General features: G+C 69.0%; 15 protein-coding genes. 6 read left to right on the top strand and 9 right to left on the bottom strand.

From position 1 onward, the window contains the following. The first annotated feature begins 254 nt into the window (after positions 1–254). Both K228_RS0100750 and K228_RS0100745 read left to right on the top strand, forming a co-directional pair. A complete protein-coding gene (locus K228_RS0100750; RefSeq protein WP_033776332.1) occupies positions 255–968 on the top strand; it encodes a M23 family metallopeptidase in 714 nt (237 codons plus the stop codon). A 273-nt stretch (positions 969–1,241) separates the two neighbouring features. Beyond that, entirely contained in the window at positions 1,242–2,057 is an 816-nt protein-coding gene (locus K228_RS0100745) for a M23 family metallopeptidase (protein ID WP_025616681.1), read from the top strand. Positions 2,058–2,107: 50 nt separating this feature from the next. Here K228_RS0100745 and pcrA read toward each other — a convergent pair whose 3' ends face one another. Beyond that, positions 2,108–4,495, bottom strand: a complete 2,388-nt coding sequence (pcrA, locus tag K228_RS0100740) for a DNA helicase PcrA (protein WP_025616680.1) — start codon at positions 4,493–4,495, stop codon at positions 2,108–2,110. Positions 4,496–4,822: 327 nt separating this feature from the next. Here pcrA and K228_RS0100735 point away from each other — a divergent pair, with 327 nt between their 5' ends. Then, a complete protein-coding gene (locus tag K228_RS0100735; protein ID WP_029723251.1) occupies positions 4,823–5,161 on the top strand; it encodes a chorismate mutase in 339 nt (112 codons plus the stop codon). A gap of 74 nt (positions 5,162–5,235) precedes the next feature. On the opposite strand, the gene K228_RS0100730 is transcribed toward K228_RS0100735, so the two are convergent. The 7 genes from K228_RS0100730 to K228_RS0100700 form a co-directional block, all read right to left on the bottom strand. Continuing rightward, positions 5,236–6,246, bottom strand: a complete 1,011-nt coding sequence (locus tag K228_RS0100730) for an ABC transporter ATP-binding protein (RefSeq protein ID WP_025616678.1) — start codon at positions 6,244–6,246, stop codon at positions 5,236–5,238. After that, the gene (locus K228_RS0100725) at positions 6,239–7,276 is read right to left on the bottom strand and encodes an ABC transporter ATP-binding protein (RefSeq protein WP_025616677.1); all 1,038 of its coding nucleotides are present in this window, start codon (positions 7,274–7,276) and stop codon (positions 6,239–6,241) included. Before K228_RS0100725 ends, K228_RS0100730 begins: the two co-directional genes overlap by 8 nt. Before the next feature lie 5 nt (positions 7,277–7,281). Continuing rightward, the gene (locus tag K228_RS0100720) at positions 7,282–8,223 is read right to left on the bottom strand and encodes an ABC transporter permease (RefSeq protein ID WP_025616676.1); all 942 of its coding nucleotides are present in this window, start codon (positions 8,221–8,223) and stop codon (positions 7,282–7,284) included. A gap of 75 nt (positions 8,224–8,298) precedes the next feature. Further along, positions 8,299–9,309: an ABC transporter permease gene (locus K228_RS0100715; protein ID WP_025616675.1), complete on the bottom strand. Its 1,011-nt coding sequence runs from the start codon at positions 9,307–9,309 to the stop codon at positions 8,299–8,301. Between the two features lie 108 nt (positions 9,310–9,417). Then, positions 9,418–11,037 (bottom strand): peptide ABC transporter substrate-binding protein, encoded by a 1,620-nt coding sequence (locus tag K228_RS0100710; protein WP_025616674.1) that lies wholly within the window; start codon positions 11,035–11,037, stop codon positions 9,418–9,420. Between the two features lie 243 nt (positions 11,038–11,280). Continuing rightward, positions 11,281–11,967 (bottom strand): response regulator, encoded by a 687-nt coding sequence (locus K228_RS0100705; protein ID WP_025616673.1) that lies wholly within the window; start codon positions 11,965–11,967, stop codon positions 11,281–11,283. Then, on the bottom strand, positions 11,967–13,214 hold the full coding sequence (locus tag K228_RS0100700) for a sensor histidine kinase (protein WP_025616672.1): 1,248 nt from the start codon (positions 13,212–13,214) through the stop codon (positions 11,967–11,969). Before K228_RS0100700 ends, K228_RS0100705 begins: the two co-directional genes overlap by 1 nt. Positions 13,215–13,410: 196 nt before the next feature. On the opposite strand from K228_RS0100700, the gene K228_RS0100695 reads away from it, so the two are divergent. From K228_RS0100695 to K228_RS0100685, 3 genes are all read left to right on the top strand, one after another. Then, positions 13,411–14,748: a PspC domain-containing protein gene (locus K228_RS0100695; protein WP_025616671.1), complete on the top strand. Its 1,338-nt coding sequence runs from the start codon at positions 13,411–13,413 to the stop codon at positions 14,746–14,748. Beyond that, the gene (locus tag K228_RS0100690) at positions 14,745–15,014 is read left to right on the top strand and encodes a hypothetical protein (protein ID WP_025616670.1); all 270 of its coding nucleotides are present in this window, start codon (positions 14,745–14,747) and stop codon (positions 15,012–15,014) included. The genes K228_RS0100695 and K228_RS0100690 overlap by 4 nt, the downstream gene beginning before the upstream one ends. Positions 15,015–15,189: 175 nt before the next feature. Next, positions 15,190–16,443 carry a phosphatidylserine decarboxylase gene (locus K228_RS0100685; protein ID WP_025616669.1) on the top strand — a complete coding sequence of 418 codons (1,254 nt, stop codon included), beginning with the start codon at positions 15,190–15,192 and terminating at the stop codon, positions 16,441–16,443. 75 nt (positions 16,444–16,518) lie between these two features. Here K228_RS0100685 and K228_RS0100680 read toward each other — a convergent pair whose 3' ends face one another. Further along, on the bottom strand, positions 16,519–17,535 hold the full coding sequence (locus tag K228_RS0100680; protein ID WP_025616668.1) for a CDP-alcohol phosphatidyltransferase family protein: 1,017 nt from the start codon (positions 17,533–17,535) through the stop codon (positions 16,519–16,521). Positions 17,536–17,804: the final 269 nt, after the last annotated feature.

Raw genomic sequence — 17,804 nt, 5'->3', positions numbered from 1 at the left:
TTCGGTCACCCTACGCGACGAACAGGATGAGATGGGGGACACCTTCACTGGCTTAGCCCCAGGACAATAGTGGATACAATCGGACAGAACATCACACCAATCTGGCGATGCGGCTTGTGACGGACGTGGCGGTTGGCTACCGTGTCCAACGGTTGTCATCAGGTCCATGGACGGGTGACGACGCGATCGGCGGAGTTCATCCAGCTTCGCGGACCCGCCCGATCGCCTCGAAACCCCGACAACGGAGGGTATGCGTGCGCCAGCGCCTGTCGTCTGAGCCCGATAGATATCGCGGCCGCCGCCGCGTGCCCACCCCACCGCGGAGCCGCTACGCCGCAGTGGTCACCACCGCCCTCGTCGGCGCCAGCGGGGTCGCACTCTTCGCCGGCAGCGCCCTTCCCGACGCCAAGAGCGTCAGTCCGACGGTTCTGGACGAACTGAAGACGGCCTCCGCGCTCAGCGAGGACGCCACGGAGCGCGCTAACGCCGCCGACCGCTCATCTCGGGACGGCGAGCGGGTCGACCCGGAGGCGGAGACGGGAGTCTGGTGTCTCCCCCTCAAGGACTACGAGTTCAACTCCCCGTACGGCGTTCAGGGTGAAGAGCTCCACACCGGTGTGGACCTGGTCGCCCCGGAGGGCACCCCCTACGTCTCCATCCATGACGGCACCGTCACCAAGGCCGGCTGGTTTGGCGGATATGGATACACGGTGATCGTCGCGAACGCCGACGGCAGCGAGGCCATCTACGGCCACTCCTCCACCCTCAGCGTGCAGGAGGGTCAGCAGGTCAAGGCCGGCGACCAGCTCGGCCTGGTCGGTAACACCGGCCTCTCCTACGGCGCCCACCTGCACCTGGAGGTCCATGTCAAGGGCGAGCCGCTCGACCCGGTGCCCTGGCTGATGGAGCGCGGAGTGGACATCCAACTCCAGATGGAGCCATTCCACAGCGAGGTAGCAACTCCCTGACGCAGGGTCACGCCCTACTGCCGCCCGGATCGATGGATCCGGGCGGTTTTTTGCGCCTCCCGCCGGTGAGGGTGTTTGAGGTCACCTCCAGTAGTGTGACTGAGCACACATAAGCGCCGGATCACTGCCGCTGCCATTCGCGACAGGGGCTGACAAAGCTCCGACGACCGCGCCGGACCGAGCCCGCCCAAAGGGCCCCTCGTCTCCGGCCGGCTCCGGGCGGACCTCAGGATGTCGAGGTCACGTGCCCCCTACGAGCAGTGAAGGTCCGTTGTGCAGAACGACAGCTCCCGCTCGCGCAGAAGCACCAAGCCGGCCCGCCACCGGCGACCGACCAGCACCCGGGGCCGGGTGTTGCGGGCCGTGGCTGCCGCGGTAGCCGGACTCGCCCTCACCGGAGTCGCGGTAACAGCGGCCACCGGAGATGACCAGGACGCCACACCGAATGGTGCCGTCGACATCGACCTGCGAGCCCAGGCCGAGGCCCGGGCCCAGGCTGAGGCGGCCGCCCAGGCCGAGGCCGCCGCCCGCGCTGCGGCGGTCGCCCGCGCCGATCGCTCCGCCCGGGAGTCGGCGAGCAGCAGTCCGACCCCCAGCGCGTCGGCGAGCCCCACGGCGCAGCCCTCGGCCAGCACGACACCGAAGGTGACAGCCAAGCCGACAGCCACGACAACCACCGCGTCAACGCCGACCTGGGTCATCCCCATGGCCGACGCCGCCATCACCTCCTGTTACGGCCCCCGGTGGGGAATCCTGCACGCCGGCATCGACTTCGCCCTGCCCGCCGGCACCCCGGTCCGCGCCGCCTTCGGCGGCACCGTGACGAAGGCTGGCGACGTCGGCGACGGGTACGGCATCTCGGTCATCATCGATCATGGCAACGGATATCTGACCCACTACGCCCACCTGAGCACCGCGAAGGTGAGCGTCGGCGACCAGGTCGACGCCGGTGACACCATCGGCCTGGAGGGCTCCACCGGCGACTCCACCGGCCCGCACCTGCACTTCGAGGTGCATCAGGGCCAGCTGTGGAACCAGATCGACCCGGCGCCGTTCCTCCGCGAACGCGGCATCGACGTGGCCTGCTGACCGAGCGCCTCCCGAGGCCGGCGGCGGCGCAACGGAACCCGCCCGTCGGCTCAGAGCCGATCGATCGGTGCGTGCCGGAGCACCAGCCAGAGCGTCTGGTCGCCAAAGTCGATCTGGGCACGGGCGCTCGGGCCATGCCCTTCCACCACGAGCACGCGACCCAGCCCGTACCGCTGGTGGTTGACCCGGTCCCCGACCGCGACCCGTGGGGGTGCCGACGGCAACTCGCTGGCCGTGGCGAGGCGGCTACCGTCAACGCCGAGCCGACGCGCGAGCTGCGTGGCCTTCGGCGTGCCCCCGGTGAAGCCGCCCTGCCCCCGGTCCGCGCGACCGCCCACGCCCCCGCCGCCGCCGGCCCACGAGGTGTACGAGCCCTCGGTGCGCTCCCAGCGCACCAACTCCACGGGCAACTCCGCGAGGAACCGGGACGGCGCGTTGTAGGCCGGCTGGCCCCACGCCGAGCGGGTGACTGCCCGGGACAGGTAGAGACGCTGCCGGGCGCGGGTGATCCCCACGTACGCCAGGCGCCGCTCCTCCTCCAACTCGTGGTTGTCGCCGAAGGTACGGGCGTGCGGAAAGACCCCGTCTTCCATCCCGGTCAGGAACACCACCGGAAACTCCAGTCCTTTGGCGGTGTGCAGCGTCATCAGGGTGACCACCCCCTGGTGCTCCGGGTCGTCGGCGGGCAACTGGTCCGCGTCGGCCACCAGCGCGACCTGCTCCAGAAAGCCGGCGACGGTGGCCCGCTCGCCCTCCGCGCCCAAGCCCTCCACCCGCTCCGTGTACTCCCGGGCCACGCTGACCAGCTCCTGGAGGTTGTCGACCCGGCCGGCGTCCTGCGGGTCCAGGCTCTCCTCCAGCTCGGCCAGGTACCCCGACCGGTTCAGCAACGCCTCCAGCACCTCCTCGGGCGCGCTGGTCTCCGCGACCTCCCGGGCACCGTCGAGCAGCGCGATGAACTCCGCGATGCCGTTCGCCGCCCGAGTGGAGATGCCCGGCGCGTCCTTGGCCCGGCGCAGGGCCGCGCCGAAGGAGATCCGGTCCCGGCTGGCGAGCGCCTCGACACACGCCTCCGCTCGGTCCCCGATGCCCCGGCGAGGAGTGTTCAGCACCCGACGAAGGCTGACCGTGTCGTCCTCGTTGACCAGCGCCCGCAGGTAGGCCAGGGCGTCCCGGACCTCCTTCCGCTCGTAGAAGCGGACCCCGCCGACGACCTTGTAGGGGAGGCCGACACGGATGAACACCTCCTCGAAGACCCGGGACTGGGCGTTGGTGCGGTAGAAGACCGCCACCTCCCCAGGCCGGGTGTCACCGTCGTCCACGAGCCGGTCGATCTCCCGGGCCACCCAGTCGGCCTCGGTGTGCTCGGTGTCGGCGACGTAGCCGACGATCGGGTCACCGGTCCCGGCCTCGCTCCAGAGCCGCTTGGGCTTACGGGAGGTGTTTCGGTCGATCACGGCGTTGGCCGCGTTCAGGATGGTCTGGGTGGAGCGGTAGTTCTGTTCCAGCAGGATCGTCCGGGCATCGGTGAAGTCCCGCTCGAACTCCAGAATATTGCGGATCGTCGCGCCCCGAAACGCGTAGATCGACTGGTCGGCGTCACCCACCACGCAGAGCTCCGCCGGCTCAAGCCCGTCGGTGCCCGACACCAGCTCCTTGATCAACACGTACTGGGCGTGGTTGGTGTCCTGGTACTCGTCCACCAGCACGTGCCGGAACCGACGCCGGTAGGTCTCCGCGACGTGCGGATGCGACTGGAGCAGGTGCACCGTCGTCATGATCAGATCGTCGAAGTCCAGCGCGTGCGCCTCCCGGAGCCGCCGCTGATAGAGCGAGTACGCCTCGGCGAGCGCCCGCTCGTTCGGCCCCTTGGCCCGACCGGCGAACTCCTCTGGGTCAACCAACTCGTTCTTCAGGTTGGAGACCTGGGCGGCCAGCCCCCGCGCCGGGTAGCGCTTCGGATCGAGGTCCAGCTCCCGGGCGACCAGCTGCATCAGCCGACGGGAGTCGTCGGCATCATAGATCGAGAAGGTCGACTTCAAACCGGCGTGCTCGTGCTCGGCCCGCAAGATGCGGACACACGCGGAGTGGAAGGTCGAGACCCACATCAACCGAGCACGTGGCCCGACCAACTGGGCCACCCGCTCCTTCATCTCGCCCGCGGCCTTGTTCGTGAAGGTGATCGCGATGATCTCACCTGGGTGCACCTGTCGCTCCCCGAGCAGGTACGCGATCCGATGGGTCAGCACCCGGGTCTTGCCGGAGCCAGCCCCGGCCACGATGAGCAGCGGTGACCCGGCGTGGGTGACCGCATCCCGTTGCGGGCCGTTCAGCCCGTCCAGCAGGGCCTGTGGGTCAAGGCGCGCCGGAGTGGGCCGTCGCGGCGGAGCAGGGTCGGGCGCGGACGAGGGCACGGGAATGTCAAAGAGAGGATGCATCGCACGGCGAGTCTATGCCGTCGCCCCGACGAATCCCTTCGGCCACAGCTCGGGCGTGTGCGACGGCGCGCTCTCCCCGCCCCGCCGGCTCCCCTCCGGTGACACCAGCCTCCCTGGCAGGGCTTTCCTTGCGGCCCGCTGCGGAAGAGGGCATACTCGGATCCGTGTTCGGTCAGCGCGACTACTTTTACTACGGCCCGGAGAGTCCGGTAGCCGTAGGTCGCGCCTGATCAACAAAGACCTACGAAAAGGCCCCGGGCTCGCGAGCCCGGGGCCTTTTCGTCTCGGGATCCGGGCACCAGCGCCCGACACCCGAAGGGTACGACGATGATGACAGGCGTGGCGGAGCAGAACGGCAGCACGGACGGAACGAGTGGCGCGGAGGGCACCGTCGATCGCGACGCCGGCACGAAGGAGCCGTTGGCCGCAGCGCAGATCGCGAATATCCGGCAACGGATCGACGAGATCGACGGCACCCTGATCGACCTCTGGCAGGAGCGGGCACGGCTCTCCCAGCAAGTTGGCGCGACCCGCATGGCCTCCGGCGGCACCCGCCTGGTGCTCTCTCGGGAGCAGGAGATCCTGGAACGCTTCCGGGCCGCGCTGGGGGCGGACGGCACCCAGGTCGCCCTCCTGCTGCTCCGCGCCGGCCGCGGCCCGCTCTGATCCAACGGCCCGACAGCGAAGCAGAACCGGGGCGTCGGCCAGGTATGGCCAACGCCCCGGTCGCTGTGGAGCTGTTACCGCTGCGCGTGCACCACGTCCCGAACCTCGGCGAAGTGACAGGCGCTCGGGTGGGCCGAACCCTGCCGGGCGGCCAGCTCCGGCGCCCGCTGAGCGCAGATCTCCTGCGCCTTCCAGCAGCGGGTCCGGAAACGGCAGCCGGAGGGCGGGTTAGCCGGCGACGGAACATCGCCGGTTAGGACGATCTGGTCCCGCAGACCCCGCAGCTTCGGATCCGGCACCGGCACCGCCGATAGCAGCGCCTGCGTGTACGGGTGGGTGGGGTTCTCGTAGATCTGGTCCTCGGTGCCGGTCTCGACGACCCGACCGAGGTACATCACCGCGACCCGGTCGGCGATGTGCCGCACCACAGACAGATCGTGCGCGATGAAGATGTACGACAGCCCCAACTCGTCCTGGAGCTTCTCCAACAGGTTCATCACCTGTGCCTGGATCGACACGTCCAGGGCGGAGACCGGCTCATCACACAAGATGATCTCCGGGTTGAGCGCCAGCGCGCGGGCGATCCCGATGCGCTGCCGCTGGCCGCCGGAGAACTGGTGCGGGTACCGGTTGATGTGATCGGGGTTCAGCCCGACCAAATCCAGCAGCTCCTGAACCCGGGCCCGCCGCTTGGGCTTCTCCAGCACCTCGGGGTGCACCTCGAACGGCTCGCCGATGATGTCGCCGACGGTCATCCGCGGGTTAAGTGACGTGTACGGATCCTGCATCACCAGCTGGATGTTGCGCCGGCCGCGACGCCGCTCGGTGCCGCTGACCTTCGCCATGTTCCGGCCCTGCACAAACAGGTCACCGGAGGTGGGGGTCTCCAGCCCCACCAGCATCCGGGCCAGGGTCGACTTGCCGCAGCCGGACTCGCCGACGATGCCAAGGGTCTCACCCCGGTGCAGCTGCAGGTTGATCCCATCGACCGCGCGTACCGCACCGATCTGCCGCTTGAAGAGGATCCCCTGGGTCAGCGGGAAGTGCTTCACCAGGTCACGGGCCTCCAGCACGATGTCAGACATCGGCCTTGACCTCCTTCCAGAAGTGGCAGGCGGAGCTTCGGGTCGGGGACATCTGATGCAGCGGCGGCACCGGGTCCTGACGGCAGGCATCCTGCACGTACCGGCACCGGGGGTTGAACGCGCATCCCTTCGGGATGTCGGTCAGCAGCGGCGGCAGTCCCTTGATGGCGGAGAGTTCCTGCCCCTTGAGGTCCAGGCGGGGAATCGACTCCAGCAGGCCCTTGGTGTACGGGTGGGACGGGCTCTCGTAGATGTCCCGGACCGGAGCCTCCTCAATGACCCGGCCGGCGTACATCACCGAAATCTCGTCCGCCACGTCGGCGACCACACCCATGTCGTGCGTGATCAGCAGCAGGCCCATGTTCCGCTCCCGCTGCAACTCGGCGAGGAGGGCCATGATCTGGGCCTGCACGGTGACGTCCAGGGCAGTGGTCGGCTCGTCGGCGATCAACACCTCCGGGTCGAGCGCCAACGCCATAGCAATCATGACGCGCTGCCGCATACCCCCGGAGAACTGGTGCGGGTACTCGTTCACCCGCTGCTTCGCCGCCGGAATCTTGACCAGGTCGAGCAGCTCGACAGCGCGCGCCTTGCTGTCCGCCCGGGACATCCCCCGGTGCTTACGGAACAGCTCACCGAGCTGGAAGCCGACCGTGAAGACCGGGTTCAGCGCGGAGAGGGCGTCCTGGAAGATCATCGCGATCCGGTTGGCGCGGACCTTACGCCGCTGCTCCTCCCGGAGCTTGAGCAGGTCGACGCCGCGGTAGCGGATCTCCCCACCGGTGACGAACCCGGGTGGGCTGTCCAGGATCCCCATAATCGCCTGGGCGGTGACGCTCTTACCGCAACCGGACTCACCGAGAATCGCGCGGGTCTCGCCGGCCCGCAGGCTGAAGCTGACTCCGTTGACCGCGCGGGCGATGCCGTTGCGGGTGCGGAACTCGACGTGCAGATCCTTGACCTCAAGCGGCAGGGCATCCGAGTCAAGGCCGGGCAGGGTGTCCAGCTTGACGTTCACATCAGTGCTCATGGCGCTCACCGGAACTTCGGGTCGAGGGCGTCGCGCAGGGCGTCACCCATGAGAATGAAGGACAGCACCGTGCCAATCAACAGCCCGCAGGGGAAGAGCAGCAGCCACGGGTCCTCCAGGAAGTAGACCTGGTGGGCCGAGATCATGATGCCCCAGGACTGTGCCGGCGGCTGGAGCCCGATACCGAGGAAGGTCAGCGTGGCCTCCGCGGCGACGAACGAACCCAGCACGATCGTGGCGTACACCAACATCGGCGCGATCGCGTTCGGCAGGATGTGCCGGAACATCAGCCGGCCGCTGCTCGCCCCGACCGCCCTGGCGGCCTGTACGTAGTCCAGGTCCCTCGAGGAGATGACGCTACCGCGGATGATCCGGGCGATCGTCGGCCAGCTCAGCAGGAACAGCACCAGGGCGATGGTCACGACGTTCTGCTGCTTGATCAAGGTCAAGAAGACAATCGCACCGAGCAGGAACGGCAGCGAGAAGAAGATGTCCATCAACCGGGAAATGATCCCGTCGACCCAGCCGCCGTAGTAGCCGGCGAGGAGTCCCATCAGGCCGCCGAAGAGCACGATGCCCCCGGTGGCCAAGATCGCGATCACCATCGACGGCCGAGCGCCGTAAATGGCGTGCGCGTAGTAGTCGCATCCCTGAATATTAAAGCCGAACGGATGTTCCCAGCTCGGCTCGAGCCGGGACTGGTCGGTGCTGCACGCCCTGGGGTCCTGACTGGTCCAGAGCTTCGGGAAGGCCGCCATCGTGCTGACCACGAAGATGTACAGCACGGCGAGCATGAAGACCGGGTCGCGGACCAACTGCCGGCGGGCATCCGCCCACAGGCTGGCGTTGCGCTCCTTGCTGCTCCTGCTCGCCTTGTCCGGGGCCCGGCCGTCGCCGGAACCTGGGGCACCGCCGACAGCGGTGCCGGCACTCGTCGCGTCACTCATGTCCACACCTCGTTTCGCTTCGCCCTGCCGCGGATCGCCGGGATCGCCGGCCACCGGTTACTGACCACGGTGCCGTCACTCATAGCGGATCCTCGGGTCGAGCACGGCGTACAGGAGGTCGACCAACAGGTTGACGAGCAGGATGACCAGCACCAGCATGGTCACCACGCCGATGATCACTGGCGATTCACCGGTACGGGCGGCCTGGGTCACCAGTCGGCCGATACCGGGCACGTTGAAGATGGTCTCGGTGACCACCGCGCCGGCCATCGCCGAACCGATGTCGACACCGAGGTACGTGATCACCGGAATCAGCGAGTTACGCAGCGTGTGCACGCCGATGACCCGCTTGTTCGCCAGACCCTTTGCCCGCGCGGTCCGGACGAAGTCGGCGCGGATGTTCTCCATGATGCTGGTCCGGGTCAGGCGCGCGGTGGTGGCGAGCGCGACCGAGCCGAGCACCATGCCGGGGATCAGCAGACTGGCGAAGGGGTAGTCCGGCTTGAAGCCGGGGCTGAAGAACCCGTACGCGATGACGTCGGGGATCCACTCCTGATCACGCAGGATGTTGCCGAACTTGACGCCGACGAACTCGCGTACCACCACACCGAGCACGAAGATCGGCACAGAGATCACGAAGACGGTGCTGATCTTCACCAGGTTGTCGGCGAAGCTGCCGCCCCGCAGACCCGCCCACACGCCGGCGGCGATACCGACGGCGGCCTCGAAGACGATCGCGATCAACAGCAGCTTGAGGGTGAACGGAAGGGCGTTGGCCACCAGGTCGGTGACCTCCTGCCGCCGCATGTTGATGCCGAAGTCAAAGTGCAGGAAGACTCCGCTCACCCGGTCGAGGAAGAGCCCGAAGCAGGGGTTGCCCTTCTGCTCGAGGCAAGGGTCTCCGTAGCCGAGTCGCTCGGTAACCGCTTGCAGCAGGGCCGGCGGCGGGGTCCGGTCACCGAAGAGCGCTCGGACCGGATTCCCGCTGAACTGGATCGCCAGCGAGGTCATGTAGTGGAGCAGGAACATGGTGCCCAGCACGGTCGGGATGAACTGGAGCAACCGTCGAATGACGTAGCGCCCCATGTCGGGGTCTCCTCTCGGCGCTGATATGGCGACAACGATCACCCTGGTGGGGTGACCGTTGCCGCCACATCCTTCTTACGGCTGGATCAGATGACTGAAGCTCGGTTTCTACTTCAGCGAGGTCGCACCGTAGTCGGCACCATCGACCTGGTTCCAGACGAAGGTGTCGACGTTCTCGCTGTAGATCGCCGCCTCCTTACGCCAGAACATCGGAATGACCGGCAGCTCCTCAGCCAGGATGTCCTCGGCCTGCTGGTAGAAGGCGATCGCCTCGTCGATGGTCGCGGCGGAGTCACCCTGCTTGATCAGGCTGTCGAACTCGGCGTTGCTGAAGGTGGCGTGGTTGCTGTCGGCACCAGTGCCGTAGACCGGAGCCAGGTAGGTCTCCAGGTACGGGTAGTCCGGGCCCCAACCGAGCCGGAACGGGCCGGTGAACTTCTCGTTGTCGGCCGTCTCCAGGTACTCGGGGAACTGCAGGTTGACCTTCAGCTCGTAGTCGATCCCCAGCGCCGCCTTGATCTGGTCGCCGACCGCCTGCAGCCAGGCCTCGTGGGAAGCACCCGCGTTGGCCCACAGGACCAGCTTGTCGCCCTTCCAGCCGCCGGCCTCGGCGAGCAGCGCCTTGGCCTTCTCGATGTCCTTCTCGCAGTAGGTGCAGACACCCTCGCGAGCACCCTGGAAGCTCGGCGCGACGAAGCCGGTAGCCGGGGCGTACCGGCCGTCGAAGACCGCGTCCACGATCGACTGCCGGTCGATCGCCAACGAGAACGCCTGACGGACGCGCTTGTCCTGGAAGTTCTCGTTGTACAGCGGCAGGCCGACGTAGTTGAAGCTGTCACCGGCCTGCTCGAAGAGCCGGTCACCGTAGCTGGCCTTAGCGTCCTTGAAGCGCGCCGGCGGCAGGGTGTACATCACGTCGAGCTCACCGGCCTGGAACGCGGCGTAGCCGCTGTCCACGTCCGCGAAGATCCGGTAGTTGATCGCGTCGGGCTTGCCCGGCTCACCCTGCCAGCTGTCGCTGCGGACCAGGTTGATCTCGACGTCCCGTTCCCAGACACCGTCGATCTTGTAAGGGCCGTTGCCGATCGGCGTCTCGTTGCAGGCATCCACGTCGTCCAGGCAGGCCTCGGCCATCGGGAAGAAGCCCACGTAGCCGACCGTGGTCGGGAAGCCGGTGAACGGCTCGCTGAGCTCGACGGTGAAGGTCAGGTCGTCGACCTTCTTCAGGCCGGACATCGTCTCGGCCTTCGGCGCCGGGGCCTTCTCCGGCCCGTCACCGTCCGGGTCCTTCGACGTGACGTCGTCAACACCGGCGATGCGCTTCATGAAGTAGCCGTTGTTCTGGGCGTTCGGCCCATAAGCAGCGTAGTTCCACGAGCGGATGAAGGAGTCGGCGTCGACCGGCTCACCGTTGTCGAAGGTGTAGCCGTCCTTCAGCTTGATCGTCCAGAGCTTCTGGTCGTCCGACTCAATCGACTCGGCCAGATCGTTCTCGGCTGCACCGGTCTCGGCGTTGTACTTGACCAGACCACGGTAGAGCTGACGGATCACGTAGAGCGACGGCTCGTCATTGCCATTCGACGGCAACAGGAACGCCGGCTCCGACGCGTAGACGCGAAGCGTGCCACCGGCATCACTGCCGCCGTCGCCCGAGCCGGTGCCACAGGCGGTGGCCAACATAGCGGTGGCGGTCGCCGCGACCGCCACCTTCAGGAATTTCCCGCGCATTGGGAGTGCCTCCTCAGGGCGCTCAGCTCACGAGGGGGTGTGAGGTGCCTGCCACTGTGACACCAGACGCGCGCTAGCGGGAAGGCGTGTTATCAACCCGATATCCGGCCGGGACGGTGTGTACATCCACCCGGAGGTGGCTTCACCGGGCCCAGGAAAGCGTGGTATGAGCTGCGAAAACAGCATCGACAACGACCAACGCCGCCACTCTCCGCGCCGCCACCGGCACCACCGGTGGGCGGCTCAGACGAGCCGACGATCCGCCGCCCAACGTGACAACTCGTAACGGCTGGACATCTGGAGCTTGCGGAGCACGTTCGACACATGCGTCTCGACTGTTTTGATCGAGATGTAGAGCTCCTTGGCGATCTCCTTGTACGCGTATCCCCGAGCGAGCAGACGCAGCACCTCCCGCTCCCGGTTGGTCAGCTGGTCCAGCTCGGGGTCGGAGACCGGCGCGTCCGGGCGAGCGGCGAAGGCGTCCAACACGAAACCGGCCAGCCGGGGGCTGAAGACGGCATCGCCCTCGGCGACCCGTCGCACCGCCGCCGCCAACTCGTCCGGTGAGATCGTCTTGGTGACATAGCCACGGGCGCCGGCGCGGATCAACCCGATCACATCCTCGGCCGCGTCCGAGACGCTGAGCGCGAGGAACCGCACGTGCGGGTGCGTGCGCCGGATGGCCTCGAGCACCGCCCGGCCACCCCCCTCCGGCATGTGCACGTCGAGCAGCACCACGTCGGGCTCGGTGGCGGCGATCCGACTGACCGCCTCCCCCACCGTGCTCGCCTCGCCCACCACATCGACATGCGCACCCAGCTCGGCGCGGACTCCGGCCCGAAACATCGCGTGATCGTCAACGAGGAAGACCCGCAGCCGCCGCGCGGCCACACCCACTTCCGCCGCTGAGCCCGGTGTCTGCTCCGCCATCACCTACTCCTCTCCGCCGTGGACCCGTCGCGGGAGATCGGCAGGATCAACCGGATCTCGGTCCCCTCCCCGGGCTCGGAGCGGATCTCCGCCCGGCCACCGTGTCGCTTCATCCGGCCGATGATGGAGCCCCGAACGCCGTGCCGGTGGTCCTCCACCGTAACCGGGTCGAAGCCCGTCCCCCGATCCCGGACGAAGACGCTGACCTGCTCGGGTTCGACCTCGGCGTAGAGCGAGACGATCTGCACCCCGGCGTGCCGCGCGGCGTTTACCAGCGCCTCGCGGGCGGCGGCCACCAACGCGCCGACCCGCTCGTCGGTCTTCCGGTCACCGACGACCACCGCCTCCACCGTGATCGCGTACGTGTCCTCCACCTCGGCCGCCACCTGCTCCAGCGCCGCCGCGAAGCGCTCCGTCGGCGAGGCCGTCGGCCGGTAGAGCCAGTTGCGCAGCGAGCGTTCCTGCCCCCGGGCCAGCCGCGTCACCATCTTCCCGTCGCTGGCGTTGCGCTGGATCAACGCGAGGGTGTGTAGCACCTGGTCATGCACCATGGCGGCCAGTTCGGCCCGCTCCTGCTCCCGGATCCGCCCTTCCCGCTCCGACCGGAGCTGGTTCCAGGTCCGCCAGAGCACCGGCGCAGCCACCACCCCAACCCCCGCCAGACCAACCAAGGCAAAGATCACGCCGTTGAGCACCGCGTCGAAGTTCTGCGCCGGGGAGTACACCGCCGCGACCCCGATAACCCCCACCGCAACCAGGATGCCGCCGCCGATGAATCGGAGCACGAACGCCCGACGGTCGCTCTCCTCCACCACCGCACTCAGCCAGGGCACCGGCAGTGTCCCGTCCCACTGCCGTAGCCGCTGCGGTGCGGACTGGTGCCAGATCAGCCCGGCCCCGACCGCGATGATCGTGACTAGCCAGCCAGCGGTACCGGCCACACCGGTAGCACCCACCGAATCAAAGAGGATCATCTGGAGGATCAGCACCACCAGGCCGATCGCCACGAACGGCAGCAGCTGAGCCACGTCCCGACGGGGCGGGGCGGCGGTGTCCCCCGGTCGCAGCGGCACCACCGCCCAGAAGGCCGCGTACAGCAACAGCCCGAGGCCATTGAAGCCGAGCAGCATCAGGAACGCGACCCGGACCCAGAGCGCCGGAATACGAAGGTGCCCGGCGATCCCCGCCGCCACCCCAGCAGCAATCCGGTGCTCGCGGGCGCGATAGAGGCGCGGGGGGTTGGTCACGACACTGATCGGGGGCTCCCTAGCTAGTCGCGGCGGGTTCGCCGGCGAGCGGCAGGCGCCGCCGGTTCCGATCGTCACACGCCAGGTCACCACTCGGCCACGGGGGCGTCCCGGAGATCCTGCTTCCCTGATCTCAGGGTGAGCTCAGGGTCTCCGCCGGAGGGCGACGAGGCGACGAGAGAGCAGGATCGAGGTCATGACCGAGGAAGCCGCCCAGCACCAGCCAGCCGCGGCGACACCACCACCTGCGGCGCCGACGGGTGCGCCGCCACCGCCCGGAAGCCCACCCGGGGCCCCGCCCCCGCCACCGCCCGGGGGGCCGCCCCCGCCCCCTCCACCGACCGGGGGCAGCGGCTTCACCTCGCGGTACGGGCTGGTCCGTCCGCACGACGGCCGCTACCTGGCCGGCGTCTGCGCGGCGATCGGCCGGGCGACGAACACCGATCCGGTGCTCTGGCGGGTGCTGCTCGCGGTGCTCGGCTTCTTCGGCGGCATCGGCATCCTGGTCTACATCTCCGCCTGGCTGATCATCCCGGGCGAGGGGGACACCGCCTCACCGATCGAGTCGATGCTGGGCCGGGGGCGCTCCAGCATGTCCCCGGTCACCGTGATCGTGCTCGGCATCCTGGTGGCGGTCAGCTTCGCCTTCATCGTCACCGACGCGTTCCGGGCCGTGCTACTCGGTGCGGCGATCCTGATCAGCGGCGCGCTGCTGCTCAACCGCGAACGTCCGGGCCGGCCCGGACCGCCCGTTACACCGCCGCCGCCCTGGCCGACCTGGGCACCGCCGCCGCACGCACCGACAGCGCCCGAGGCGCCACCCGGCGGCATCCGCCCCCCGTTCGCCCCGCATGGGCCGTACGCCCCGCCGACCGCGCCCCTACCCCCGGCGCCCCGGCCGGAGCGGAGGCGACCGCGGGAACGGTCCGCGCTCGGCGGGGTGACCTTCTCGCTGGTCTTCCTCATCCTCGGGCTGCTGACCGTCCTCGATCTAACCGGCGTACCCGCCCTCGGCCCGTCCGCGTACTTTGCGGCGGTCCTGGCTATCATCGGCCTCGGCCTACTCGCCGGCGCCTGGTTCGGCCGGGCCCGCTGGCTCATCGCGCTCGGCCTGATCACGGCCGCCGCACTGGGAGTGGCCACGGTGGCCGAGTCCGACCGGTTCCGAGCAGTGAACACGGCGGTGAACTGGGCTCCTGCCAACCACGCCGAGCTCGCAAGCCGGTACGAAAACATCGTCGGCAACTCGTTGCTCGACCTGCGCTCGGTGGATTTCACCGGGAAGCACAGCGAGATCACGGTGGAGGTCATAGCCGGAGAGGCCGTCGTGATACTGCCCCCGAACGTTGACACCACGGTCACCGCGACCGTCAGCGTCGGCGACGCGGTCGTCTTCGACCAACCCGTCAACAAGCGCGACGGCTCCACCGGTTCGCTGCACGAGAGCTCCGATCTGGGGGCGGACGGCCCCGGCGGCGGGACGCTGCGCCTCTTCGTTCACGTCGACTTCGGCCAGCTGGAGGTAACCCGGTGAAGGCCCATCGCACCGACTCGGTGTCTCTGCTGTTCGGACTACTCTTTCTGCTCCTTGCCGCCTGGTGGCTAGTCGCCCAGCTACTCGAATTCACTCTTCCCCCGGTGGGCTGGTTGCTGGCCGGAGCACTACTACTGATCGGCGTACTGGGACTGGTCGGGGCGCTTCGCGCAGCCCGGCCCAGCAGCCCGGCCGTTTCGGAGGCGGAGGCGCCGCCAACCGGTGCGGCGCCGGAGCCCGGGCCAGCCGAGGGGGACCGGCACTGAGCGCGACGCCGGGTCGGCACGACTCGGGGCATATGCTGGCCGATGGCGCCCGCCCCCGCTGCGCACTTGCCGGCTCGGTCCCGGCAGCCCACCCACGGGCGACGCCGAGCCGACCCGACGCCGATCGCGCCGTTCACCGCCCCGTCGTCCCGAGCCCGTCAGGAGTCTGTCCGACATGACCCAGTCCCCCGCCGTGCCTCCCACCGGCCGCTCTGGTCCGGTCCGCATCGGCGAGCGCGCCGCCCGTGCCCTCGTCTCGGAACTCACCCGGATCAACGAACCGAAGGCTGCCCTGCTGGTTGACACCAGCCCGGAGTCCCCGGTGCTCGCCGCGGCGATCGAGGCGCTGTTGCCCGGCGACACGCTGACCGTCGTGCCGGCCGGGTGGTCGGACGACGGGATGCTGCGCGAGCACCTGGCCGCCCAGGGGCCCTGGGTCGCCGAGCGGATCCGGGTCGTTGCCGCGCTGGCCGAGGCCGAGGCCGCAGCGGTGGCGATCATCGGTGAACCGCTCACCGGGACGGTGGGGGAGACCCGTGCCACCCTCGACGGGCTCCGCAAGCACCTCGACAACGGAGCCACGTTGAGCGTCGCCACACCCGCCATCACCCGGTGCACCGGCGGCGCGAGCGACGAGCTGGACCGCCAGGCCGCGCTGCACGGTGTCGGTAGCGACCTGCTGCTGCGCAACAACCCGCCGCTACGGGTGCACCGACTCCGCTTCAGCCCGGCCAACGCGGCGGCGGCGGTGGAGATGGCCCCGGCGTACCGGCCTTCCAGCGTGCCGCTGACCCGCACGATGCATATCGACAGCAACGGGGTGGCTGCTGCCGGGATCGCCCTCGGGCTGGCGGCGGTGGCCCGCGCCGCCCGGCCGACCTCGAAGCTGTGGCTGCTGCCGGCCCTCGCCGCCGCACCGGTCGCCGCCTTCTTCCGGGACCCGGAGCGGGAGGTGCCAGCGGATCCGTCCGCGGTGGTCGCCTCGGCCGACGGCAAGGTGCTCTCGGTACAACGGCTCTCCGACGAGCGGTTCGGCGACGGCGAGTGGCTGCGGATCGCCGTGTTCCTGTCGGTGCTCGACGTCCACGTCAACCGCTCCCCGGTGGCGGGCAAGGTGGTCGACTACTTCGTGACCGACGGCGGCTTCGCCAACGCGATGAAGCCCGATGCGGAACACAATGTCGCCGCGTACACGGTGTTGGACACCATCAACGGAACGGTGATCGTGGCGCAACGTACTGGTTTGATCGCCCGGCGGATCGTGCAGCGGGCGCCCATCGGGTCGCTGCTCGCCAAGGGCGAGCGCTTTGGGCTGATCAGGTTCGGCTCGCGCACCGACGTCTACCTGCCGGCCGATGCGGCACAGCCACTGGTCGGGCCTGGCGACCGGGTCGTCGGTGGGTCGTCGGTGATCGCTCGCTGGCACTGACCGCGCCGCGGGCCGGGCTAGGGAGGAAGAAGCGCGGGACGCCGTGAAACCACGGCGTCCCGCCGCGAAACCGGATCAGATGGTGCGGCGCTGCCGCAGCCAGAGCACCGGACCGCTGAGCAGGTAGCCCGCCACGACCAGGGCGAAGGTGAGCCGGATGTCGACCAACGCACCGACCACCGGAGCCAGCCACACCCAAGGCGGCAGTTTCACCAGGCGAGCGAGCTTCGCGTACGGAAAGCTGGAGACCATCGCGAAGGCGAGCAGCGCCACCCCGCCGAGCAGGACCAGCCCGGACACCGGCAGCCCGATGGCAACAGTCAGGGCCAGCATGGCGGCGGCCATCGTGGTGGGCACACCACAGAAGAAGCGACCGTCCTTCGGCGAGACGTTGAACCGGGCGAGGCGGATCGCGGCGCAGGACGCGACGAGCGCACAGGCCACCGCGGCGGCGGCCGGCGGCACCGAGCCGGCCAGCGAGGCGTAGACCACGACCGGGGCGGCGAGGCCGAAGGAGCACATGTCGGCCAACGAGTCCATCTGGGCGCCGAACGGGCTGGCCACGCCGAGCCGGCGGGCGAGGGCGCCGTCGAGACCGTCACAGGCGACGCAGGCGATCAGGCAGAGGGCCGCCGGCCGCACCTCACCCTGCATGGCCAGGAAGATCGCCAGCATGCCGAGGATGAGACTGGCGAGGGTGCAGCCGTTGACCAGTACGAACTTCATCCGCCGGGCCGCCGTCCGCGCACCGGGAAGGAGCGGAGTCGCGATCGCCGCCACCCCGTCCGCCGGCGGCGCCGGGACGACAGCAGGGCTAACCGGAACCATCGCCGCTACCTCGTCCACGGGCAGCGCCGGGACGACAGCAGGGCTGATCGGAACGATCGCGGCCACCTCGTCCGCCAGCGGCGCCGGGACGACAGCAGGGCTAACCGGAACGATCGCCTCCACCTCGGCGTCGTACCGCGGGTAGCGGCGCTTTGGGAACCGGCGCTCGATCAGCGGCCGGTCAGCACCGGCACGGAGGCCACCATCATGGCGACCTGCCCGGACCCACAGCACCTGACGGGCGATCGTGCCGCTGCGCCGCAACGGGCCTGCCCATCGACGCCCTGCAGGACGTGGACTGTCGGTTGTACGACGCCGGCGCCAGGGGGCTCTCGGCACGTTCCCTCCATCACCGGATCGGCACACCGTCGCAACGGCGGGGCGTCCGGCTGTCTCGTGCCGGACCTTCTTGGCCCGGCAGCCGTTTTGCGGGGTACACCATCGCACAGGCAAACGGGGCTTGGCGATAGCTGCCGGTGGTACTTAAAAATCCCTTAAACCGCGCGAACCGCCCTCTTACTACCAACCCGGAT

The organism is Salinispora cortesiana, from assembly GCF_000484695.1.
In the GTDB taxonomy this organism is placed as follows: domain Bacteria; phylum Actinomycetota; class Actinomycetes; order Mycobacteriales; family Micromonosporaceae; genus Micromonospora; species Micromonospora cortesiana.
This window is presented reverse-complemented; position numbering and strand designations above follow the sequence as displayed.

Excerpts from the sequence above, each read along its gene's own strand:
- pcrA (WP_025616680.1), bottom strand. The coding sequence starts at position 4,495 with ATGCATCCTCTCTTTGACATTCCCGTGCCCTCGTCCGCGCCCGACCCT.
- K228_RS0100735 (WP_029723251.1), top strand. The coding sequence starts at position 4,823 with ATGATGACAGGCGTGGCGGAGCAGAACGGCAGCACGGACGGAACGAGT.
- K228_RS0100730 (WP_025616678.1), bottom strand. The coding sequence starts at position 6,246 with ATGTCTGACATCGTGCTGGAGGCCCGTGACCTGGTGAAGCACTTCCCG.
- K228_RS0100725 (WP_025616677.1), bottom strand. The coding sequence starts at position 7,276 with ATGAGCACTGATGTGAACGTCAAGCTGGACACCCTGCCCGGCCTTGAC.
- K228_RS0100720 (WP_025616676.1), bottom strand. The coding sequence starts at position 8,223 with ATGAGTGACGCGACGAGTGCCGGCACCGCTGTCGGCGGTGCCCCAGGT.
- K228_RS0100715 (WP_025616675.1), bottom strand. The coding sequence starts at position 9,309 with ATGGGGCGCTACGTCATTCGACGGTTGCTCCAGTTCATCCCGACCGTG.
- K228_RS0100710 (WP_025616674.1), bottom strand. The coding sequence starts at position 11,037 with ATGCGCGGGAAATTCCTGAAGGTGGCGGTCGCGGCGACCGCCACCGCT.
- K228_RS0100705 (WP_025616673.1), bottom strand. The coding sequence starts at position 11,967 with ATGGCGGAGCAGACACCGGGCTCAGCGGCGGAAGTGGGTGTGGCCGCG.
- K228_RS0100695 (WP_025616671.1), top strand. The coding sequence starts at position 13,411 with ATGACCGAGGAAGCCGCCCAGCACCAGCCAGCCGCGGCGACACCACCA.
- K228_RS0100685 (WP_025616669.1), top strand. The coding sequence starts at position 15,190 with ATGACCCAGTCCCCCGCCGTGCCTCCCACCGGCCGCTCTGGTCCGGTC.